Source organism: Mesohalobacter halotolerans (genome assembly GCF_006120725.1).
GTDB classification, from domain to species: domain Bacteria; phylum Bacteroidota; class Bacteroidia; order Flavobacteriales; family Flavobacteriaceae; genus Psychroflexus; species Psychroflexus halotolerans.
In genome coordinates, this window is the sequence record NZ_SWMU01000001.1 from 393,453 (window position 1) to 416,892 (window position 23,440).

Genomic DNA, 23,440 nt, shown 5'->3' on the forward strand with positions numbered 1-23,440 from the left:
TTCAATTTTGCCCTTAGTTTATTTAATGTATTTACTTTCATATCAGCACTTTCGCCCGCATTACGTATAGCCATTGTTGTGCGGTCGTACTTCTTTTTCGGTCGTGTTTTAGCGCTGGCGTGAAAGCTCTTTGCAACCGCAGGAACGAGGATTGCAATGTGCTTGAACTTGCGTTGGCTATTGTAATTCATATTCCTTAAAATCATTTAGAATTTCCTTTAAACTCTCATCTTCTTTATGTTTAGCTAAAATCAATTTTTCGTCTTTCGTGATAAAGGTTTTTCCGTTTATTTTCCTAAAGTGCTTTTCAACAAAGGTTTCAAAATCCTTTTTTTCATATTCATAAAATTCAAATTCGGATTTCTTATTTGAAAAGAACTCAATAAAGTTATTTCTAAACTTGTTTTTAATTTCTTTTCTAAATTTTTCAATTGTCATATTTCCGAACTGAGAATATGCTTTTAAAACATATAGAAAATTGATTTTGTATTGATGTACAAAAAGAGTATCTCTGTCAAACAAGCGGTCGGCAAAATGGAATGATTTTACAATATCTCCTTTTTCATCAAGCTCACTCGTTTCAAAGTTTTTATAGTTGTTTACATAGCCGTAAATGAAGAAGTTTGGGGTAATGTTATAACCTTCTGTGATTTTATCTCGATACCTTAAATTCTCTGTGTAATAGTTTCCTGTTTCATTCAGTAAGTCAATATTATACTGAATCACATTTTTAGCGTAAGTAAATTGTTTGTACTTAGATACTTTACCAGCGGTGTTGTCTGATTTGTAATACTTTGAGTCTCCAATGTAAAAAATATCGCTAGTATCTAATAACGATTGATAATCGAAAATATGGTCGATTATTTTTCCATCATCATTGTATTTTAGATGTTTTAAGGTTGTTCCATCTTCCGTCTTTTTCTCAATTATTGGGTCTGAAAAAAGCTTGTCAATCATATCTTCAAAAACAAGATTATAATTGTTTACAGAAATAAATTCTTCTTTCTTTTTTTTGATGCTACTTGTATTCGTTTGAGAAAAATATATTTCACACAAATGATACATTTTTCTTAATGTGTCATCGAAGTACCTATATTTTATTTTTCGCAGTTTACTTAACCCAATTTTTTGTAAAAGCTCGAATTTTCTGCCTTTTATTAGTGTGTAAGATTTGTCAATAGTGAGGAATAGATTATGTTCTTTATTAAAGTGATTGAGTATTGAAAAGAAGTAAATTAATAGTTCTTCTTCGTTATTTAGGACTTTCTTTTTATTACGATATATGTTATAAATGGGTTGTTTATCCTGCGTTAAGAGAGGAACAGATTTTCTAATTGTCTTTTCCCAATTTGGATTTTTAACTTGCTGTGATTTATATTCAATATGTTTAAACAGAATTTGATTTTTATTCTTTTTGTAAAAGTTCACAAAAGTTAAAAGCAAATCCAAAAAGGAATATTCCTGCTCATTTATATTTGTGTTTAATGTTGCTGATAGTGAACTTTGTAAAATGCCAGATTGCTTGTTTCTTCTTTTAAACTCTAATAAGCTGTTATAAAAATATACTGATGTTTGTCTTATCCAGTTATATTCTGCTTTATGTTTAAAGGTTTCTTTGATATCAATGTTAAATAGGACATTTTTATTTATACCAAAAACAGTGTTTGCGCTGTCTGCCATAAAAACTTTGGGCAACATATATACCAATTCGCCTTTCTCATAAGAATGATAATAGCCGACTGAAATAATAGTACCAGCACCACTGCCATCTTCATGATAGAACTTAGAGTCGGCAAATGTCTTCCTAAGTTCTTTGAGCGTATATGTTTCCCCTTCAATTAGGATTTTCATTCTTCCGTAGTTTCATTTTCTTTGTTGTCAAAAAGCTTTAAAATGGTTAGAATCTCTTTTACTTTTACTATACCATTCTCTTCAATGGGGAAGAAATCTTCATATGTTGTTTTATTTTTAAATATGCTTTCATCTTCCATTTCATCTTTGAACACGTCATTCCACAAATAGAAAATCGCTTTGTTAATGAAACTTTTTAAAGAAATAGTGTTTTCATCAATATCTGGTTTAATGAAATAATTACCTAAGCATTTATCCATGCCAAGATTGTCATTGCTTTTTATTAACTCGTTCACTTTTTCTATAAATACTAGCCAACTAAACTTATCATTGTCTGACAATTTAACTACAAAGTTTGCAGAAGTGTTTTCATTATTGTCTCTAGAATAATTAATTGGAATATACTCCCAATCCCACCTTCTTTTAAAAGCACTATCCATAGGGAAGAGCGATTGGTCCGAAGTATTCATGGTGGCTAAAATATGGAGGTTGTCTGGCAACTTCATTTTACCGCCTTCTAAACCAAAGTCAATATTGATAAGACCTTTATCTTCATTTTCCAAAAACTCTTTTAGTTCTTTTGATGGTGTTATATCATAGTCTGAATTTCTATCTAAAAGCTGAAATATATTGCCAAATATCTCGGCACAATTTCCTCTATTTATTTCTTCAATCACTAAATAAAACTCTTTATCTTCTCCATTTGCTATTGCGTTCCATGCATCTACATAAATTTTAGTAAGTGTTTGTGGTACAAATTCATAACGAATGGTTTCATTATCGTCATTATCTTTTCCCATTGTTGGTTTGTATCCACCTACAAAAGAAGCATAATCATATTCCGGGTGAAAGGTTACCCTTTCGGTTCTGTCTTTCGCATTCTTTTCTTTTATGATTTCATTTACTTTGTGGGATTTACCTGTACCTGGGGCTCCGTAGAATATTATATTTTGTGATTTAGATTTTAGAATATATGGTTTTGATATATCTTGGACAAGCAAAATGTCACCATAATCACTAAACCTAATGTATTCATCATAAATTGATATATGATTATTCCATATACGTTTTCTACTTGCTGAATTGATATATTTTTCCTTTTCATTTTCAAACCCTTTAATAATATTAAACACTAAAAGATTTGTATCATTGTTATTAATTGGATAATAGTTCATTTCTATTCCAAACCATGGGTGGTTTTCTCCAATTATTTCGTCAATTTCATTATAAAAATTTTCATTAGAATAGTCACTGTATTTAAATGCTTTTTTAAACTTAAATATACTACGATGTCTTCCATTAGATAAAGCATGACTTTCTGAATCATCTTCAATTAAACTAAAAAGGAATGGTGATTGTAGTTTGTGTTTAAAGAATTTTTTTTGCTTGACATCAAAAACATTAATTAATACATTTGGAAACAAGGAGCAGAGTATTAATCTCTTTTCGCCTAATGGAGAACCATATTCAAAGCTATCAACATTCTGTATTATATTATAGACCATTCCATTTAGAATTTCAGATTGGCCTATCTTAGAATTATAAATAAATCCATTTTCTTTTGATTGCCCTGCCTCTAGATTCCATCCTGCATTTCCCCCAGGACTTTCCGTATCAGACGACTTTGTAAACATGGTGGATAAATTCAATCTCATATTATTGACTTTGTATTTGTTTGAATATTTTATTTACAATTTTACTAACCAGATTTACATCCCAACCATTTCCTGCTCTTTTGCAAAGTTGTTGGTAGGATTGGTTTCCAAAATTAAACTCACCATCATCAAATCCCATAAGTCTGTAGTGTTCTTTTATTGATAATTTACGTACAATAAACTTTCCTTCTTTTGGTGGGTGTACAACTCTTAATGAATTATGATGTGGTTCAGTTATAGTTATACAGGTCCCATCATGTCTAATTTTTTTATTATAAATATCTAAACATAACGACTCATTGACATTAAAATCCAATTTGTGTAATTCAATTAGCCTTGCAATTTGTTTTTCGTTTAAAAACAAGTATTCTTCTGGCTCATCATCTAAAAAGTCTTTAAACCTATATTTTAACTCTTCTTTTTCTGGCTCGATAGTAAAGAAATCAGGGAGTTCTCCTAGATATCCATAAATCCAAACCCTTTGTCGGTTTTGTGGTATTCCATAGTCTTTTGTATTTAAAAGTTTCCAATCAATGGAGTAACCTAATTTCTTAAGCTCTTCTTGGATTTTTTTAAATGTTTCCTTATGCCGTTTAGTAGTTAAGCCTTTCACATTTTCTAATAAAACATGTTTAGGTCTTTTGACTTCGCATATTCTTATTATATCATAAAATAAAGTTCCTCTTATATCTAACTCTCCTTTTCCTAGTCCAGCTGATGAAAATGGTTGACAAGGAAACCCTCCCGTAAACAAATCAAAATCTGGTAAATCATATGGGTCTATTTTAGTTATATCTCCATAGTTTTTTATATTAGGGTGGTTCAATTCAAATATTTCTGAAGCAAATTTGTCATTTTCGGAAAAGCCTATGATTTCAAAGGGTACATCCGATTTTTTTAACCCATAAGACGCACCTCCATATCCCGCAAAAGCTTCAAATACCTTTATAGTTTCAATATCTCTAATATTCTTGCTATTTTCGTTTAAAACTGAAAAAGTCAACTGAGGTTCACTTACTATATTTTCTTTACACATTGCTTTTACTTTTTAATAGTTCTTTTACGTCTACAGATAAAATGTCTGCAATAGTATACAAGTCTTCTAAACTCGGCTGTCTCACGTTACGAGCATATTCGTTAATCGTGTTATAACTCTTTCCTGTCTGTTTGGCAAGCCAAGTCTGCGAAATTCCTTTGTCTTTTAAAACTTCTTTTATTCGGTTCATTTGAAACCTAAGTTTTGTTTATTCAGCGTCAAATATAGTAAAAGTTCACTATTATTTAGTGTAATTGTTCATTGTCTTGTCGTGGATTGGGGAAGGGCAAGCTCTTTTGGTTTTTCAGCGTTGGGTTTTGAGCGTTGGCAAAAACCAAATGTGCTTGACCGAGCGTTGGCTTTTTTTGTATGCCGCACAACGGTCTCGTATAACCGTCAGTTACGGGTTAATATGCGTTAATTTTCGGTTTGACACTAACGTTAGCAATTCCGAGTGGATTCGGACGTAGTCGAATCCGCCGTAATTGCGGTTATACATTGTTGTAAAACGTTTTTTATTCAATTTTTATATTCAGTGCAGGTTTTTCCAATCTAAAATTGTCAGCTTTTATTAATTCAATTCCTACGATACTTTCAGACGATATATTTTGATTTTTGTTTTCAATTAAGTATCCATTAACATAAATGTCATTTTCTACATCCAGTCCAAAAAAGGCGTTCAACTCTTTTTGGGATTTGAGCTTAAATTCGTGATTTATATCCGCTATAATAATTCCTGCGTTTTTCTCATTTTCAATGAATAGGTAAGTAGAACCTAATTTTCTTTCTTTAAAAATATTCAGTCCTACAACTTTGTCAGAGGATATTTTGTTCAACAAGTCAATACTTCCAATTATTGTGTCGTTTATTATCAAAATTGGCTTTTCAACCTTCATTATGCTCATTTTTTTATTCTGATTTTGAGCGTAAGTCGAAATTCCTAAAATTAGCATTAAGAAGAATGTCAATATTGATTTCATTACGTTTTTTTTAAATGTTTTACAACGGTTTTGTGTATCTTTCAGTGGCGACCAAAGAAGCGCAGTCCTTTATTTTCAATCGTAAAGTTAGCAAATAAATCCCAGACTTTTGCCTGCCTGCCGGCAGGCAGGGTTTCAACTCCCAAACCCAGCCATTGAAGATACACATTGTTAGGCAACGTTTTCATCAGCGTATTGTTTTATTCCATTCAGCTCGTTTCCTTTATTTTCCATTCCTTCTTCGATATCAAAATCGTCTTGAAGTCCAAGCCAAAACTTAGCTGAATTTCCAAAATATTTACTCAAACGTAGTGCTGTGTCAGCTGTTATTCGACGTCGTCTATTTACAATTTCAGATATTCGAGTTTGCGGAATTTTCAAATCTTTAGACAGTCGATAAGCCGAAATTTCGAGCGGCTCAAGAAACTCGTGAAGCAAAATTTCACCAGGATGCACATTTGATAACTTTTCCATTTTCTTTGTTTTTAATGATAATCGATTATTTCAACTTCGCTAGCATTTCCGTTATTCCATTCAAAAATTATTCGCCATTGTTTGTTAATTCGAATGCTATAAAATCCACTTAAATTTCCACTTAATTTTTCAAGTCGGTTGGAAGGTGGGATTCTCAAGTCAGCTATATTTTGAGAATTATTCAGCATTCTTAATTTTCGGCGCCCAATTTTTTGAATACTAATTGGCATTTTCTTTACTCGATTTCCATTCCAAATTTGTTCAGTGTTTTTCGAGCGAAAAGAAACAATCATATATTTGTTTTACGTTACTAACGTCAAAGATAAGTAAAATTTTCAAATGTTTGCAGAATTTTTTTTTAAATGTTGCCTAACGGTCCGCGCATAACATAAGTGGCGACTTAAAATGCGCAAATTTTTCGGTTAAACTCTAAGTCGCTAAAAATACACAAACCTTTCGTTTCAGCATAAATCTCGCCATTTTTGTTATGCGCTGTTGGGCACAGTTATTTTTTTTCAATTGCTTTCTTAATTCCGAGTGCTATAGCTTTTGCCATCAATGGAGGTACAGCATTTCCTATTTGTACCATTTGTTTCGCTTTAGAGCCTTTAAATATAAATTCATCAGGAAATGATTGTAAACGAGCCATTTCTCTAACTGTTATTACTCTTGGTTCAATTGGGTGAATATTAACTCCACCATGATTTTCTTTAATGGTGCAACTGGCTTCATTCCAAGGGCATTTTTTCCAAGAATCAGAATAATTATCATAAAGACTTTTCCCTTCTGGAACAGCTGCCAGTCTTTTTTTCATTTCATCTTTATGCTTGGTTCTTACGTGATTAATTTCTTTATTGTCTTTTACCTTAATTAAGTCTTCAATTGCTTCTTTAGTTGTAACATAAGAGCCTTCTTCAATTAGTGGCGATGGGTGAAAATTTTTATTACCTGTTCTGTTTGCAATAAATATGATTCTTTCTCTTTTTTGAGGAACATAATAATCAGCTGAATTTAAAACTGTAACATTAACTTCATAACCCAATGCTCTAATATCTTTTTTAATTTTATCTTCAACTTTTCCTTTTAGCATTGAACGTAAACCTTTTACATTTTCGGCAACTATAAATTGAGGTTGTAAATCTTTTATAATATCAAGCATATCCTTGTATAGTGAGTTTCTTGGGTCTTCTACAATCCTGCTACCTGACATACTAAAACCTTGGCAAGGAAAACCACCTGAAAGAACGGTTAAATCTTTTCTTTTAAGTTGTTTTTTTACAGTGTCAATAAATTTTTTCTTTATTTCAGAACTTGTTATGTCGCCTTCTATTAAAGGATGCTGGAAATTTTGACGATAGGTCATACCTGCTTCTTTAAACCAATCTAATCCTGCAACTTGATTAAAGCCTGCCATTTCAAAACCTTTAGCCATACCTCCAGCACCACAAAATAAATCAGCAGAAGTAAAGTTATTTGATTTTACATTTTCCCATTCGTCTGATATGTCAATCCAGTTCACAATATCATTTTTTGTTGATTTTGGTATAACTGGTTCATATTTTACTTCTCTTCCATTTTCATAAATAGATAGATTTAGAAAATATTGAAGCTCACTTTCTTCAACTCTATGTACTCCACCAATTTTATTTGATTTTATTTTACCTGCGTGAATATATCGCCTAACAGATTTTTGTGAAACGTTTAGTTTTTTTGCAACATCTTCAATTCGAAGCATTTTTGTTGTAATGTCCATAATTGTCCAATTTTGTCCAAAACTACAAAGATTATTTTAAACTTAAAAGATTTCCAAAATTGAATCTGAATTTTAGTGAATTTCTTGCAGAATGAACTTGAAACTCTCCAATTGAAATTTTATTATCCATACCATATTTAACAGTTACACTGCTTTTTTCGGTAAAATCATTACTATAATCTATGTATTCTGGATTGAAATTAATTTCCTCTAATTCTGATTTGTTTATAATTTGGGATGTGATTTCATTTTCATCTAAATAAAGTGACCATAGTAAATAATCACATTCATTTAAGAATTTCAAATATTCTCTCAATAAAAGGGAAACTGTATTTGTATTTCTTACAAGTTCTCGAAATTTTGTTTCATCCATATTTCCTTCGTACCAACCTTTATCTGAAAAATATAAATCAAATGTTTTTGGTGATGGTTGTCCGATTTCAGGTGGACAAACTTTATAAGATTTTGATTTATTTGTTTTAACAGATAAACTATTCTCTTGTTCTAAATAGAAGTCAACACCGCTTTTACTATGACTGCCTCTTTCTCTTTTTTCAGTACCTGCATATTTAATTGGAATAAGAGGAAAAAGTTCTTTTTTGTTTTCTGAATAATGAGTGATGAAAGCTGTTAAAATTTCTTCATCAGAATTATTTACTAATCTATCGCTATCTTTTCCAGGGTCTAACTCGAAAACATTGCAAATTGCAAGTTCAGCAGTATCTCCAAGCATTGAATTATTTATTACTTTTTCTTTTTTCAATAATGCAGGGAAATTTTCACGATGAAGCCTGATTTTATAACCACTTCTGTTGTTATGTAATTGAAGTTCTAAAACTGTTTTACCTTTAAATTTTACAGTATTCGACTCATTCCAACTTGCAGCTGTTGGTTTTGTAAATGAAAAATCAGAAAAGTTGTATGTTAATTCAGGAAGGTCATCTCTTTTTAATATCTCATAACTGAATTGGTCTTCTTTTCTGTAAAACCAACAATTAAGATCACTAACCAATGCGTAGTCAACAACAATTGGTAATATTTCGTTTATTTTTGTTAAACAGAAATTTTTAAAATTATTTCTGTTTATTGTTTCAGCATATAAATCACCAAAAAAGTGATTAAAGGTTTCGTCTCCCGCCTGTCCTACTACTTTTGGTGCAAACATTTTCCCTTTACCTTTAAAAGTTCTTACAGAAAAAGTCTCTTCATTTTCAAGTAAAAAATTATGAGGACACCTTGTAATATATGGTGATGTAAATTTTTTAGAGGTAGTTAAATATTCAATTGGTTTTGGTTTGCCTCTGAATATTTTGGTTATTATTTTGGACTCAATGAACGAGTTAAGTAAATTTTCATCTATCCGGCTAATAGAAATGTCATTTTCAATTTTAAAATGCAAACAAATTGCATATTGAAAAGTCATTCCAAAAGTTTCGTTATTCATTTATTGTTTTTCTCAAATTTACGGTTTTTTCATAATTGTGCCCAACGGTCTGGCTATACTCAGTGGCGTGCAAAAAAGCACTTTCGTTAGTTTTTCAATCGTAAAATTAGCAAAAAAATTGGACTTTTCACTTTAGCCCAAACCCAAGCCATTGTGTATAGCTATTGTTGTGCATAGTGTTCTATTCAGAAGATAATTGAGATTATAATAATCATCACTAATCCTATAACAAAATTCCAAGCATTAGAAATATTAGATTTAAAAAAGTCTTTAGACCACAACTCATTTAATTTCATCAATTTGTTTAATGTCAAAATTGCGATTAATGAAAATAAATTAAGCTTAATAAGTGTTCCAATTAAATTTATAATCAGATAAGGTATTCCGATTAGAAATCCCTCAATTGTTTGCGGTGCCTCCCATATTTGGTCGGCTATAAAATCCCACTTATTACTTTTCTTAGTCACTCCTTTGTTTAGTTTGTCAGAACGGCAATTAATTCAGTCGCTCTTTTAATTTAACCGTAATTTAAATCATTTTATTTATTAGTCAACACCATTTTATTCAACGTCAGTTCAGATTTTTTACATTATGCACAACGTTTGGGCTCTATGTAGTGCGGGGCAAAAAAGCCAAAGCCTTTCAATTCAGCACTAACCCAAGCGAGCGATTTTCTATTTATAATTTTCATTGCTTAAATATATCCCGAAATTTCGGGACGAGCGAAAAAAAATGCCTAAGCCTTCAAATTCAGCCCATAATTCCGCATTACTTATAGCCTTGTGTTGGGTGTAGTTTTTCTATTCGGCTATTCTTTTTTTCAAACCCATTCGCTCGTGTAAAATTCTTGTAATTTCGATTGGTTTCACCTTTGATTTACGATAGAAAATGATATGTCTGTTTGCTTTTAGTCCGAAAAGTTCAGGTTTAATTTTGTCATAGTTTTTTCCTAATTCTGGATTATTAGCAATGTCTTGGCAAACATCCAGAAGCATATCGTAATATCTATCAGCTTGATTTTCCGACCAATTTTCAAGCGTATATTCCCAAATACCGTTCAAGTCAGCTACAGCTTTATTGGTCAATTCATATTTAGCCATTCTTTCTGCGTTTAGCCTTTAATTCCTCAAGATTTTTTTTGGGGTCAAAATCATGAGCAATTCCGCTATCAATTCCTTCTTGTATAGCATTTCTTAACGCAATCACTTTACTTTCTTCATTTTCTAAAAGTCGAAGTCCAGCTCTGATTACTTCGCTTACATTTTTGTATCGTCCAGCAGAAACTTGAGTTTGTACAAATTGGTCAAAATAACTTCCAAGCGATATTGATGTGTTTTTCATTACTTTTAATTTTATTCAAATATACCAAAATTTGGTAGATTAGTCAAATTGGTAAAATTTAGCTTAAATTACACCCAACGGAAAGTGTATCTTTCAGTGGCGACCAAAGAAGCACAGCCCTTTATTTTCAGTCGTAAAGTTAGAAAATAATTCCCAAACTTTTCGTTTCAACTCCTAAACCTCGCCATTGAAGATACATAGTGTTAGCGCACGTTTTCATTTCATTTCGATTATCTCCCATTTTTCTTCTGGTTTTTTACTCATTAATACGTTTTTCTCTACATATTTTTTTTCACCTTTAATTAATAGGAACAAATCAGCACTGCCCGTTGTTCCATTTTCATCGGTTCGAGTTTCCAAGTTACCTTTTGCAAAATAAGAAATTGAGTTTATTTCGCCGATTTGGTTTATTAAGTTCAAATCAGTTTTCAAAAGCTTAGTTGCTGATGCATATGCTTCAGAATTTGGAATGATAAAAGCAAATAAGACTTTTATAAAAATTGATAAACATAAAATTCCTAATATTAAATAGAAAGAAATTAAGTGCATTTTGTTTTCACGTCTTGCACTAATATCATCCATTATAAATTTAGCTATTGTAATCAAAAGTAAACCAAACCCTATTGCTTTACTTTCCCAAAAAAAATAAATATTAAATTGTCTTGCCACATATCCATATAAAATAAGGGATAACGATAATAGAAATAATATTTTTAACGCTATTCCTATTTTTTTAAACAATTTAGTATAATGTGTTGAAACACTTACTTTACTTTTAGTTCCATCTATTTTATATTGTTCGTTATCAATTATCAGTTTCCTGCCAATAGTCAGCCATAAAATAGGACCAACGATAGCAATCATTGAAATTAATATCCATTTTAATTTAGACTCCTTAAAATCGTTACTCGCTATTTTAATTATTGCTAAAAAACTAATTATAAGAGAACTTAAGCAAATTACAAAAAATAGTAGACCAAATATAATTTCCATAATCTAATAAGAAAAGTGTGTTTTAAATGTGCGCTAACGGGAAGTGTATCTTTCAGTGGCGACCAAATAAGCGATGCACTTTGTTTTTCAGTCGTAAAGTTAGAAAATAAATCCCAGACTTTCGTTTCAGCTCCCAAACCTCGCCATTGAAGATACATATTGTTGCCCACCGTTTTTTTATTCGTTATCGTAATATTCAACTGTTTTTAATAAATGTTCTTCAAATTTGTAAATGTCGTCAACTGACTCAATTTTCTCCTTAGATTCATTTTTGTCTTGGTCAAATAAACTTATGTATTTAACTCCACCATTCAAATGTAATCTGCAAATTGGTCTTCTATTATTATCGTCTAATAAAACTCCAAAATAAGATTGTGTATCTCTATGGACTATTCTTTCTTTTTTTATCTTTCTCCTTAGAATAGCAACAATAATTTGATATCCTTCTAATTCCTCTTCGGTGGTTTCAATTTTACTTTTAGGTTCTTCTACAACTTCTTCTTCTTGTTGTTTTTCTTGCTCTTTATTCAAAGCTGAATTCAATCTGTTATTGACTTTTTCACTAATAATTTGGTTAAAAGCCTTATTTACAAATTCTGTAAATTCTTCCATTACTCTTGAAGTCAATTTACCACTATAAGTTTTTCTTGCAAATAATTTTACAAATTCTGGTGATGGTTCTAAAAGTTCATTATCAATTAGTGTTTTAATTTCGCTCGTATATTTCAAGTTACTTGCATTATCTACTATTAAAGAGATGTCAAATTTTGATTTATGAAATTTCTCAACTTCTTTTGCTGTGCTTTCTTTGATTTTAGTGATATCAAACTCCAAAAAGGGTTTTTCATCCATTTTGTTGTTTTCTTCTAAGTCAGTATAAAATCTGTATTTTATTCCATTAGTTAAAAGTGCAAATCTTGTTTTAGTAACGTGGAAATATCTAAAGAGTTGGGAATTATGAACGTCTAAGTTTTGGTTCCAATGTTTACATTCTACAATTAAAATTGGATTTCCATTCTGAAATATAGCATAATCAACTTTTTCTCCTTTTTTTAAACCTAAATCAGCTGTAAATTCAGGAACAACTTCTGTTGGATTAAAAGTGTCATATCCTAAGATATTAATAAATGGCAAGGTAAAAGCATGTTTAGTAGATTCTTCAGTTCCGATTTTGTCTTTCAGTTGTTCGATTTTCACTGCAAGTTTTTTTAGTTCATTAAATAATTCCATATTTTTTTATTTAGTTGTTTTTTTAAATGGTGGGCAACGGTTTTGTGTATAGTTTCGTAGCGGCGATTAAGCGTTAAGATACAAAGATAGACAAAACTTTCATCAGCGGAATTTTTCCCTGTGGAAAAATTCCCATAGCTCCGCTATGAACTATACACATTGTTGCCCAAAGTATTTATTCGCACAGTTTTTTTCATTTAGCGTTCTAGTTATTTAAATTTTAAATCCATAATGCTTTTCAGTTTCGCTTCTCAATTCATAGTGTGATTCAGAGTTCAATTCCGCTTTGAAATTCAGCGTGTGATATTCAGTTCAATTGTTATTTTGAAATTCAACGTGCTAATTTTAGTTCAGTTAGCTTACTATCTCATCAAGTGTTTTTTAGTTCGGCTCCGCTTCACGGTTCAGTTGGTCAATCAAAGTTCAAATCACAATTCAATTCAGCATGTGATTTTAAAGTCAATTTACTTAGCTAAAAACTCAAAAAAAAATTCGGTTTGTTTTTGTTCCGAAAATTGTCAATTTATTTCGGTCATATATTTTGGGCAACGGTCTGGCTATGGGCAGTAGCGCCAAAAAAGCCATTATTTTATTTTATTCAGCTAATTTAGCAAATTATCCCGAACTTTCGCTTTTCAATCCTGAACCCAAGCTATTGCCTATAGCTATTGTTAGGGTGCGTTTTCAATCACACTCCCTTATTCCAAGCAGATTAATTCCACTTCGATATTTTTCTTTAATCCTAATTTCGCCCTTATCGTTTTTACCGATTGGAAAACTGCTTCCAGAAATATTAATGTGATTTTCGCTGAGAACTTGCTTTAAACTATCAATATTTGTAGTGCAAATTTTAATTATTTTTTCATTTTGAAAATCTAACGCACCATTATCTTGATAAAATTCAAATTCGTTTCTAAAGGTTTCTAAATATTCTTTATTACTATTTGTAAGCCAATCAAATTTTAAGACTTGATTAATTCTATTCACAGCACTATCTTTTTTACCAGCATAAGTCTCAAGCATTGTATAATTTACAAGTCGGTTTAAATCTTGTTCATCTCTAATTGTTCCAATTTCACTTAATTCAAGTGCCTTTTTATATTGTTCTTTAGCTTCTTTAATTCTACCATCGTATTCAAGTAAATTCCCTTTTGTCTGAAAGTAGTAAACCGTTTTCTTTTGTTTTTCAGGTAAATTTTCTAAAAAATCAAATGCTTTTTTAATCTCGCCTTTTTGTATATAAATACCTAATAAAGAAAAATGGATATTTAAGTTCGTATTGTCTATTTGAAATGCTTGTTCGTATAATTTTTCCGCCTCTGATAGTTCTCCATTCATTCGCATTTCAACAGCCTTATTATTTAGTGTGGTTATCTTTTCTTTTTTGGATTCAGATGATAAGTCGCTTTTACAACTACTTATTGTTGTTAAAATCAGAAGTATAATTAAAGTATTATTTTTCATTTCAAATGCACCCTAACGGTCTGTGTATCTTTCAGTGGCGAGCAAAGAAGCGATGCCCTTCGTTTTTCAGTCGTAAAATTAGCAAATAAATCCCAGACTTTTGGTTTCAACTCCCAAACCTCGCCATTGAAGATACATATTGTTGCCAACAGGTTTTATTTATTCAGTTTTATTTTCTTTTTATTTTCATAACGAAACTCATACAACTCTTTTAATTCAGTCGCAATTTTTTCTTTCCATTCCTCAATTTTTTCATCATTTCGTCCACCTTCAGTTTCTTTTATCAATTCCAAGCGACTTTTAGAAAATTCGGTCATAATATCGTTGTTGATTTGGTTTATAATGTCAAATCCTTTTGCTATTTGCCCTTTATTTTCTAAAGCTCTTTTTCTAAATTTTCTTGCGTGAATTTCCGCAAGGTCAAACTGCATTTGTTGAAAGTCAATTTGTTTTTGAATGTCAGCAACTTTTGTGGTGTCTATCCACGAAGCATTGCCAAGAAATATATTTTCTATTTTTTGATTCAGATTGCGTTTCATAAAGTCAAATCCGCCGATTGCCTGTGAAATCATAAATTGACTGAAAACGACATCATTATTTTCATCGCTGATTTTGATTTTAAAATCTTCGATAGTCAGTTTTTGGTCAGAATTCCATCTTTTTTGTCCTTCTTGTAAATTTTGTCCAAAGGTTAATTGTAGTGAGCTAATTACTAAAATCAGTCCGATGATTATTCTATTCATACATTTTTTTTTCAACTTGTTGGCAACGGTTTGGCTATGCACAGTGGCGTGCAAATAAATACTTTCGTTATTTTTCAATCGTAAAATTAGCAAAAAAACCGAACCTTTCATTTCAGGCCAAACCCAAGCCATTGTGTATAGCTATTGTTGGGCATAGTTTTTACTCAACGACATTGAATTCATGCCTGAAATACGTATTTTTAGTAATAGAGTCATATTCTTCGTATCCTTCAGAAGGTTTTATCTCAACTTCCATTAAATAACCTGCAATTACTATTTTTCCTAATTTAGACGCTTCTGCATCAAATATTATATGGTGATTTTTATCTTGATACACATTTTTATTTCTAAATCTTGAAGATAAATTCTCAATTCTATCATATCTCAAACTATCATTTTCATAATACTGTTCTTTAAAAGCATTTTCACGAACAAGGTATGCGTCAACTTTACTATTCCTTGAAAATAATGGGCGCTCCATTAAGAAATAAAATCTATTGTATGAATTTAATTTTACAGTATCTTTAAAAACTACACTATAATAATTACCTCCGATGGTATCGCCCTTTTTATTTAGTTTCCAATTTTGATTTAAATATGTTGAATCATTTAAATCAATAAGCTCTTTAATTTCTTTCAAGTTTTGATTGTTGTCATAGTATTTCCACTTTCCTATTTTAAAATTATATCCTTTTAATGGTCCTTGACTCAAAATATGGTTTTGTTGATCAAAATTTATTTGAAAAGTTGCAGAATCATTTTTCCAATGAAATTCACTTTTAGAATATTTAGAATTCTCGTCGTTGTAATAATAAGTTGATAATCCTTCTTTTAGTCCATATACAACTTCATATTCAGCAATTAAATTTCCTTCTTGGTCAAATTCTTGAATAATTTCCTTAGATTTTTTTGTATCACATGAAATAAAAATAAAACCAAAAACTAAAAGCGATAATCTTAAATTCATATAGTTTCCTTTAATTTCTTGTTGTAAATTATGCCCAACGATCTGGCTATGGGCAGTAGCGCCAAAAAAGCCATTCAGTTTTGTTTTCAGTCGTAAATTTAGGAAATAAATCCCAAACTTTCGTTTTCAGCCCGAAACCGAGCTATTGCCTATAGCTATTGTTGGCAATAGTTATTTTATCACACTCAATATTGATTCAGCAAGTTCAGATAGTCCTTTTTCAGTTGTCAGGATTTCTCTATCATATTCGTTAGTTAAATAGCCAAGTTCAATTAGAGCAATTGGATAATCCACGTTTTTCAGAAGATAGAAATCAGCTTTTTTTATTTCTACGTTTCTGTCATTGAAGCTATAAAATAATTTAAGAGCTAAATCTCCCGATTTTTCTTTGTGTTTATTTTTATCGCTAATGAATATTTCTTTTCCACTTTCTTTTTCGTTGTCAGTTGCGTTTGCGTGTAACGAGATTACAAAATCTGGTCTCAATCCATTTATTTGTTCTGCTCGTTCGTTTAGAGATAAAAACTTATCTGTATCTCTCGTTAAGATAATTTCCACATTAGAGTTTTTATTTAGTTCCTTTATTTTATTTGCAATATTTAGAGCAATTTCTTTTTCATTAAATCCGCTTACACTTGTTCCTGGGTCTTTTCCTCCGTGGCTAACGTCAATTACGATTAGCTTTTTTTCAACAGTTGTAAATGCCATTGTGATTGCCAAAAGTGCAAATCCGATAAATTTCGATAGGTTTTTCATTGTGTTTCTATTTTAGGTTTATTATTCTGATAACGTTAAATTCAGTTATTAATTATTGCCAACGGAGTGTGTATCTTTCAGTGGCGACCAAAGAAGCACTATCCTTTATTTTTCAATCGTAAAGTTAGAAAATAAATCCCAGACTTTCCGTTTCAACTCCCAAACCTCGCCATTGAAGATACATAGTGTTATGCCACGTTTTTTAGTTTTTAATTATTTCTCTTAATTAAGGTTTTAGGAAATAGAATAAAACCATTTATTAAAATAAGAACTAAAATGAAACCAAAAGATAGTGACAAAGATTGACTAAATATATCAGTTTTATCAATTTCAAGTTCGAATCCATAATAAATATAGGATGCAATTAATCCCAATAGACCTATTATTGAAAATCCTGTTGATATTAAATTAAAATTTTTGTGATTTTTATTTACAAGTAGAAATAGTGCTAATAAGATTTTATAAAAGCCAAATATTAAAACTAAAACAGTAACTAATAATGCTATTATTTTAAATAATATACCGCTAACGTCATACCAATCGTACAACCAGGTAAAGAGTTTAAAGCAAAAAAATGATGCTGTAAACCATAAAGTATAGCCAATAAGATGTAAATATTTCATATAATTTTAGTTTGTATTTATATACTTTTCATTTCTCAGAAATAAACTTGTTAATCAAGCCAGGTGATTTAACTCCAACATACTAAATTAAAAAAATTTAGTCTTTGATATTAGTTTTTAAAACGTTAACCCCATCTGTCCATAATCCTAAAATTTGAAATTTTCCCGAAGAGTATTTTAAAGGTTCAATATTTTTGTTAATCCTATAATGCTCTATAAATTTAAATAGTTCATTTTCATCAACAGGTGTAATTTTAGTTTCATATTTTATACCATTTTTAATTATTTTTGATTGAGTTTTTTTTAATTTAATTTTAGCTTCTTGATAGTTCATTTTTTTAATTCATTTTCTAGTTTGATTGCTAATATGTTGTATGTATAATTCATCCTATCATTATTTAATGAGTTATTTCTTAAATTCAAATAATTAGGTATTATATAAAAAATTCAGAGGTTCCAAAATAGCAAGAATTATTATCAAAAAAATTAAAGACCATCAAAAAGGATTATCTTTTATTTATATTCATAAATTATTTAACAGAATACAAAAAGAGATAATCCATCAAACTATTATCTGATGTTCTCTAAGTTGTAATTAATTTCTGACAATTTGTTTTTCATTTCGTTCAATATTTGGACAACATCATGATCCTTTTCAATTATCCTATCCTGAATATTTTGAAGAGTTAAATCCATTGATATAACTGCATCCTTCATGTTTTCTATTTCATCCATTCTTTTATTTTTTTATGATATTATTTTTAATGTGGCATAACGTTCTCGCATAACGCTTCGTTGCGGGTAGATTAGCGATTATTTTTCAATTAAACTTTTAACTTCCAGAAAATCCCAAACCTTCGTTTTAAACACAAACTCCGCAATGAGCGATATGCAGTGTTCTATGCAGTTATTTTAGCAGTCTGAATGAATTTACAAACGAACCTGCTCTCTCATCGTCGATTCCAATATATGTTATAGTATAAACCCTATTTCCTTGCCGAAATAGTCTTCCCAATATAAAACCGTCTAGACCTTTACTTTTCGCATTTTCATTGAGTTCTAGTTGGAATTTTTGTCCGTCTAATTCGTGTTGTTCAACTGGTTTTTGATATTGTAAATTGAATGATTCCGCCATTTTATTTGCATAATTTGCCACACCTTGATTATAAAGTTGTCCATTAGACATCGACTTAATCATATGTTCAGGATAATCAATATATTCAACATTGAAGATTTTTTGAGATCCTAAAGTCGAACGATACATATGAATTTGGAACTTGTCAAGTCCAATTTGATTATCAATTGCAGTATGACTTGGTTCTGTTGGAAAAGCAGCAACGAAATTTCCTACTTTAGAAGCATATTCACCGCCTTTAGTTTTATAAATATCATCACTTTTATTTTTTCCACACGAGATGAAAGCAAAAGTTATTAATATTAGTAATATTTTTTTTGTCATGGATTTGTTTTTATAATTGCATAGAACGGTCTGGCTATGAGCAGTAGCGCGCAAACCAGCCTAAATTTTCATTTCATTCAGCTAAGTTAGCAAAAAATCCCAAACTTTCGCTTTTCAGCCCAAACCCGAGCTATTGCTTATAGCTATTGTTGTAGCCAGTTCTTTCTTGCGTTTAGTTATTTATTCACTTGCCTTTTCTTTTGTTTCATAATATTCAATTATGCGATTGGTTACTCCTGTCGGCTCTTCCGTTTTAACTCCATCTCCATAGAAATAACAAGTAGTCCAATTACCATACTCGTCAAAGTCAGCATATTCAAATAAATAGGTGGCATAAACGGTTTCACGGTCATCGTCTATAGCTTCTATTTTTATAACGTTACCACGTTCATCAAAATATAAATCGTGTACGGCTCTAATGTGTTTATTGAAGTTCCTTAATATAGTAAGTGGATGCAAACGCCTCTTTTTTATAAGCTGGTTTTCTTCATTATACCAATATTGTTCTTTATGGTTTATAGTTGGCCTATCCTTATCAGGGTGTGTTGTTATGGTAATAAGGTTACCCTTATCATCCCACTCGTAGCGGATAATGGGACTATAAGATTTTGATATACCATCAAATTCAAAATCGTCTATATTAATTGACATAGGTGACTTTTCTGTAATTTTATATTTTTTTTCTATGAGCTGATTTTTATCATCATAAATATATTCAGCAAAATAAGAAGACTCCTTTTTATCGTACTTTCCATCCAAATCATAATCAAAAGTGAAAAAACGCTCTTCTTTGGATATAAGACCATTTTTGTTTCTTGAATATTCAAATAACTTTCCAATTTTCTTATAAGAACTATCTTTCTCTACTGTCATTTCATAGGCTTGGTAAAAATTAGGGGCAATTTTAACACGATAAGGATTATGAACAAAAAAAGGGAATTTTTTACTTTGTTTGTATTGAAGCTTATCTTTTACATCCTCTTGATTATACTCATAATGGTAGATATGCATACGGTGTGCTTTAACAGTATCAGAAAATCTTTGGTCGATTGACTTTTTAAGGGTCTGCCTACTTATAATCATACCTAAAGTATCATATGTGACCATTCCATTACCGCCATTATCAAAAGGACGTCCCATAAAACCAGCACTATAATACTTTAACTTATCACTACCTCTAGGGGCTTTTGAAGTGTCTATTTTACCATATTGATATATTCTTTTAACAGGACCATGTAAAACATGTCCTTTAGTATCCTTTTCATAACTATAATAAAGTGTTTTGTCTTTTGTGGTTTTACAACTAAAACAACTAATTATCAGCAATATATAACAATATCGTATCATATTTTATCCTGGTAATTTTACTAAAGATTGTTTCATAACTTTAAAAGTCGAAGATATTAGTATTTATTGAAGTACAATATTTGTTTTATTTTCAGTTTTTGAATTGGCTACAACTAGTATATATCGTCAAAAACACACCACTTTTTTTAATCTTTAGAGGTGTTTTTTATATTTTTTGATAGCTTATCCAAGGGACTTTCTATATGTTTTGTACTTTTTTGACTCACATGCGTGTAAATCGTAGTTGTCTTTATACTATTATGACCGAGTAACTTTTGAATAAAACGAATGTCCGTACCCGCCTCAAGCAAATGTGTTGCAAAGGAATGTCGTAAACTATGTATATTCACCTTCTTGTTTATACCTGCAGATTTTAAAGCACGCCTCATTATTGATCTACAACTCTCAGTAGAATAGGGCTGCCCCTTTATTTGACCTTCAAAAACATAGTTCTTTGTTGTGTATAGCTCTTTATAGGTATTGAAATACTCAACAATAGAGTAAGGTAACATAACTTGACGGTCTTTTTTACCCTTACCCGATTTCACTAAAATCTTATGCTCAGTAAAATCAATATCAGTCCAACGCAAATCACAAATTTCACTAACCCGCATTCCGGCACCATAAGCCAATAACAAAATCAACTTGTGTTTAGGCTGTTTGACAGCTTCAATAATACGTCTACATTCATCAACGCTCAAAACTTTGGGTAAGGTCTTTTCTTTTTTAGGACGTGGAATTGTCCAGGATTGGGTGTCATCCCATTCCAATACATGTTTGTAGTAAAACTTTAAGGCATTCACAACCATATGTCCACTGGCAGACTTTAAGCCGTATTCAGAAAGCTTAGACAAGTATTTTACCACAGTTTTACGATTCATTTCCTGCGGATTTGAATAGTCGTGATCTATCAAAAAATTTATAAAAGCATTGGTATAACTCTTAATTGTTGAATTGCTGTAATTCATCGCTAAAAGCATATTAACCATATCTTCAACATAAGACTTAGCCCTATCGGGCACCATATCCATCAATCTTTGTTTTGTGCCGGTGAGTTGTTCAGATTTTCGATTGATTGTTTTCTTACGACTAAAGTAAGCGTCTTTTACATGAAGTGTAATCTTTACATTCAAATCACTTAACAACAATTTAAGCGATTCTAAATTTTTTGGAGTTGCAGGAAGTAAATACCCATTCTCAGATTTAGTGTACTTCGATTGATTTAACCGTCTTAAAATTTCAATCAGTCTAAAATCTTTGGTAAACTTCAGTAACGCATACCTTTTGTCCTGCTGATAGCTAAAAATTTCAACATTAAGATTTTTTGAAAAATTCTGCTTAAAGTAATAGTCATCGTCAAATAATGGAACACCAAAAATAGCTTCTACCTTTTGTTTTGCTTTTGGATGCCGATACACCATATAAGCCTTATGGGTTTTGTTCCAGTAAACCCCTTTCACTTTTTTCAAAGCTTTTGTGTAAGACTGCACATAATTCATCTTAAGCACCCAATATTTTCCTACAGGATCCAAGACTCTCAAATTCAATCGTGGGTCAATCTGATGTGTTTCAGATTTATGTACCGAATTACCAGTCTTTTCAGAATGTGATAACGGTCGTTCGCTCGTTTGAGCTATGGGCAAATGTTGACGCTCCTTTTGAGCGCTTGCCTTTACGTTTGAATTTTCTTTTCCTCTGCTTTGAGGTCGCTTTTCAATAACTAAATGATCAAAATGCTTCTGTAATAAATTATAATTGTCTTTACAATATTCTAAATGCCAACACCGATGAGTTCTACTATATCTTGCGCCAATACGCTTCATTTTTTGTCTGGTTTTAAGATCATCCCACTTAAAAAACGCAGCAATACGATATTGTCCTCTATGCCATATTTTTCTTAAAACAATTTCAGACATATTCTTAAACCCCTTAAATTTTAGCTCAATTAAGGTTTAAATATAGTAAAAAACCACCTTTAAGCAAGAAATAAAGATGGTTTTTGTATTTGTAAAGGCTTAATCTATAACTCTAAAGCTTTTTTGACATTATTATCCATTAATAATTCCTCCGGGTTTTCTAAAGCTTTTTTGACCTCGACTAAAAAACCAACGGACTCTTTACCATCAATAATTCTGTGGTCGTAAGACAAAGCAACGTACATGATGGGACGTATTTTTACTTCGCCATCTACAGCTACTGGCCGTTCCACAATATTGTGCATGCCCAAAATACCACTTTGCGGCGGGTTGATAATTGGTGTTGAAAGCATTGAGCCAAATACACCACCATTGGATATCGTAAACGTTCCACCAGTCATTTCATCGACCGTGATTTTACCATCACGAGCACGAGTTGCTAGACGTTTCACTTCTTGTTCTACACCTCTAAAGCTTAAGTTTTCAGCATTTCGAATCACCGGAACCATCAAACCCTTTGGTCCCGAAACCGCAATGCTGATGTCTTTGTAATCGTAAGTAATCATTTCCTTACCGTCTATCATAGAGTTGACCGAAGGATATTCATCTAAAGCACGAACCACTGCTAGAGTAAAGAAAGACATAAAGCCTAAACTCACACCGTGCTTTTCTTTAAAGTTGTCTTTATATTGCTTTCTCAGGTCAAAAATGGGTTGCATATCGACTTCGTTAAAGGTCGTAAGCATCGCCGTTTCATTTTTAGCGCTCACCAAACGCTCAGCCACTTTTCGACGCAGCATAGACAATTTCTTACGGCTCTCACCTCGGCTCCCGGAACCTGGGGTTCCCATAGAAGGTTTGGCTTCTGCTTTAACGGCATCATCCTTAGTGATGCGACCATCTCTTCCTGTGCCTTTTACGTCACCGGCATCTACACCTTTTTCGTCCAAGATTTTCTTAGCAGCTGGCGAAGGCGTTCCGCTGGCGTATGTTTTCTTTTCGTCTGATGCAGACTTCTGCTCACTTTCTTTATCGCTTGAGGCTTGTTCTTCTGTCTTGTCTTTAGACTCGTCACTGGAAGAGGCATTGTCCTTTTCCTTTTCAGAATCCTTGTCAGAATCAGTATCTCCTGCAGGTTTTTCGGCCTCAGTATCTATCAGACAAACCACTTCACCTACTTCAACAACATCACCTTCTTCGGCTTTTAAGGTGATTATGCCGCTTGCTTCAGCAGGCAGTTCAAGGGTTGCTTTATCACTGTCGACTTCGGCAACTGTCTGATCTTTTTCGACGTAGTCGCCGTCTTGGACTAACCATTCTGCAATTTCAACTTCGCTAATGGATTCTCCTGGTGAAGGAACTTTCATTTCTAGAGCCATAATGTTTTTGTTTCGAGTTTAAAGTTAAA

The 23,440-nt window shown here is 31.4% G+C and carries 26 protein-coding genes; all 26 read right to left on the minus strand.

Annotation, left to right across the window (positions count from 1 at the left end):
• Positions 1–177: 177 nt before the first annotated feature.
• The gene (locus FCN74_RS01870; protein WP_138930892.1) at positions 178–1,851 is read right to left on the minus strand and encodes a hypothetical protein; all 1,674 of its coding nucleotides are present in this window, start codon (positions 1,849–1,851) and stop codon (positions 178–180) included.
• On the minus strand, positions 1,848–3,506 hold the full coding sequence (locus FCN74_RS01875) for an McrB family protein (RefSeq protein ID WP_138930893.1): 1,659 nt from the start codon (positions 3,504–3,506) through the stop codon (positions 1,848–1,850). The genes FCN74_RS01870 and FCN74_RS01875 overlap by 4 nt, the downstream gene beginning before the upstream one ends.
• Position 3,507: 1 nt before the next feature.
• Positions 3,508–4,542, minus strand: coding sequence for a DNA cytosine methyltransferase (locus FCN74_RS01880; protein WP_138930894.1), 1,035 nt, complete (start codon positions 4,540–4,542; stop codon positions 3,508–3,510).
• Positions 4,535–4,732, minus strand: coding sequence for a helix-turn-helix domain-containing protein (locus tag FCN74_RS01885; protein ID WP_138930895.1), 198 nt, complete (start codon positions 4,730–4,732; stop codon positions 4,535–4,537). Before FCN74_RS01885 ends, FCN74_RS01880 begins: the two co-directional genes overlap by 8 nt.
• Before the next feature lie 55 nt (positions 4,733–4,787).
• Positions 4,788–4,922, minus strand: coding sequence for a hypothetical protein (locus tag FCN74_RS12255; RefSeq protein ID WP_262710012.1), 135 nt, complete (start codon positions 4,920–4,922; stop codon positions 4,788–4,790).
• Between the two features lie 135 nt (positions 4,923–5,057).
• On the minus strand, positions 5,058–5,522 hold the full coding sequence (locus tag FCN74_RS01890; protein WP_138930896.1) for a hypothetical protein: 465 nt from the start codon (positions 5,520–5,522) through the stop codon (positions 5,058–5,060).
• Positions 5,523–5,563: 41 nt separating this feature from the next.
• Positions 5,564–5,710: a hypothetical protein gene (locus FCN74_RS12015; protein ID WP_171047087.1), complete on the minus strand. Its 147-nt coding sequence runs from the start codon at positions 5,708–5,710 to the stop codon at positions 5,564–5,566.
• Positions 5,694–5,996: a HigA family addiction module antitoxin gene (locus FCN74_RS01895; protein WP_138930897.1), complete on the minus strand. Its 303-nt coding sequence runs from the start codon at positions 5,994–5,996 to the stop codon at positions 5,694–5,696. The genes FCN74_RS12015 and FCN74_RS01895 overlap by 17 nt, the downstream gene beginning before the upstream one ends.
• A gap of 11 nt (positions 5,997–6,007) precedes the next feature.
• On the minus strand, positions 6,008–6,289 hold the full coding sequence (locus tag FCN74_RS01900) for a type II toxin-antitoxin system RelE/ParE family toxin (RefSeq protein ID WP_138930898.1): 282 nt from the start codon (positions 6,287–6,289) through the stop codon (positions 6,008–6,010).
• Positions 6,290–6,501: 212 nt separating this feature from the next.
• Entirely contained in the window at positions 6,502–7,749 is a 1,248-nt protein-coding gene (locus tag FCN74_RS01905) for a DNA cytosine methyltransferase (RefSeq protein ID WP_138930899.1), read from the minus strand.
• Positions 7,750–7,780: 31 nt separating this feature from the next.
• Positions 7,781–9,193, minus strand: coding sequence for a hypothetical protein (locus FCN74_RS01910; RefSeq protein ID WP_138930900.1), 1,413 nt, complete (start codon positions 9,191–9,193; stop codon positions 7,781–7,783).
• 800 nt (positions 9,194–9,993) lie between these two features.
• The gene (locus tag FCN74_RS01915) at positions 9,994–10,293 is read right to left on the minus strand and encodes a type II toxin-antitoxin system RelE/ParE family toxin (RefSeq protein WP_138930901.1); all 300 of its coding nucleotides are present in this window, start codon (positions 10,291–10,293) and stop codon (positions 9,994–9,996) included.
• Complete coding sequence (locus tag FCN74_RS01920) at positions 10,286–10,534, minus strand: type II toxin-antitoxin system ParD family antitoxin (protein WP_138930902.1); 249 nt, start codon at positions 10,532–10,534, stop codon at positions 10,286–10,288. The genes FCN74_RS01915 and FCN74_RS01920 overlap by 8 nt, the downstream gene beginning before the upstream one ends.
• 216 nt (positions 10,535–10,750) lie before the next feature.
• Positions 10,751–11,527, minus strand: coding sequence for a hypothetical protein (locus FCN74_RS01925; RefSeq protein ID WP_138930903.1), 777 nt, complete (start codon positions 11,525–11,527; stop codon positions 10,751–10,753).
• A gap of 177 nt (positions 11,528–11,704) precedes the next feature.
• On the minus strand, positions 11,705–12,757 hold the full coding sequence (locus tag FCN74_RS01930; RefSeq protein WP_138930904.1) for a type I restriction endonuclease: 1,053 nt from the start codon (positions 12,755–12,757) through the stop codon (positions 11,705–11,707).
• A gap of 684 nt (positions 12,758–13,441) precedes the next feature.
• Positions 13,442–14,221: a tetratricopeptide repeat protein gene (locus FCN74_RS01935; protein WP_138930905.1), complete on the minus strand. Its 780-nt coding sequence runs from the start codon at positions 14,219–14,221 to the stop codon at positions 13,442–13,444.
• 155 nt (positions 14,222–14,376) lie between these two features.
• Positions 14,377–14,979: a hypothetical protein gene (locus FCN74_RS01940; protein WP_138930906.1), complete on the minus strand. Its 603-nt coding sequence runs from the start codon at positions 14,977–14,979 to the stop codon at positions 14,377–14,379.
• Between the two features lie 145 nt (positions 14,980–15,124).
• On the minus strand, positions 15,125–15,931 hold the full coding sequence (locus FCN74_RS01945; protein WP_138930907.1) for a hypothetical protein: 807 nt from the start codon (positions 15,929–15,931) through the stop codon (positions 15,125–15,127).
• A 171-nt stretch (positions 15,932–16,102) separates the two neighbouring features.
• Positions 16,103–16,687, minus strand: a complete 585-nt coding sequence (locus FCN74_RS01950) for an N-acetylmuramoyl-L-alanine amidase family protein (RefSeq protein WP_138930908.1) — start codon at positions 16,685–16,687, stop codon at positions 16,103–16,105.
• A gap of 209 nt (positions 16,688–16,896) precedes the next feature.
• Positions 16,897–17,310: a hypothetical protein gene (locus tag FCN74_RS01955; RefSeq protein ID WP_138930909.1), complete on the minus strand. Its 414-nt coding sequence runs from the start codon at positions 17,308–17,310 to the stop codon at positions 16,897–16,899.
• Positions 17,311–17,407: 97 nt separating this feature from the next.
• Entirely contained in the window at positions 17,408–17,644 is a 237-nt protein-coding gene (locus FCN74_RS01960; protein ID WP_138930910.1) for a hypothetical protein, read from the minus strand.
• A gap of 236 nt (positions 17,645–17,880) precedes the next feature.
• The gene (locus tag FCN74_RS12020; RefSeq protein ID WP_171047088.1) at positions 17,881–18,045 is read right to left on the minus strand and encodes a hypothetical protein; all 165 of its coding nucleotides are present in this window, start codon (positions 18,043–18,045) and stop codon (positions 17,881–17,883) included.
• Between the two features lie 172 nt (positions 18,046–18,217).
• Positions 18,218–18,769 carry a hypothetical protein gene (locus FCN74_RS01965; protein WP_138930911.1) on the minus strand — a complete coding sequence of 184 codons (552 nt, stop codon included), beginning with the start codon at positions 18,767–18,769 and terminating at the stop codon, positions 18,218–18,220.
• 180 nt (positions 18,770–18,949) lie between these two features.
• On the minus strand, positions 18,950–20,095 hold the full coding sequence (locus tag FCN74_RS01970; protein ID WP_138930912.1) for a hypothetical protein: 1,146 nt from the start codon (positions 20,093–20,095) through the stop codon (positions 18,950–18,952).
• 167 nt (positions 20,096–20,262) lie between these two features.
• Positions 20,263–22,032: a tyrosine-type recombinase/integrase gene (locus tag FCN74_RS01975; protein ID WP_138930913.1), complete on the minus strand. Its 1,770-nt coding sequence runs from the start codon at positions 22,030–22,032 to the stop codon at positions 20,263–20,265.
• A 104-nt stretch (positions 22,033–22,136) separates the two neighbouring features.
• The gene (odhB, locus tag FCN74_RS01980; protein WP_138930914.1) at positions 22,137–23,411 is read right to left on the minus strand and encodes a 2-oxoglutarate dehydrogenase complex dihydrolipoyllysine-residue succinyltransferase; all 1,275 of its coding nucleotides are present in this window, start codon (positions 23,409–23,411) and stop codon (positions 22,137–22,139) included.
• Positions 23,412–23,440: the final 29 nt, after the last annotated feature.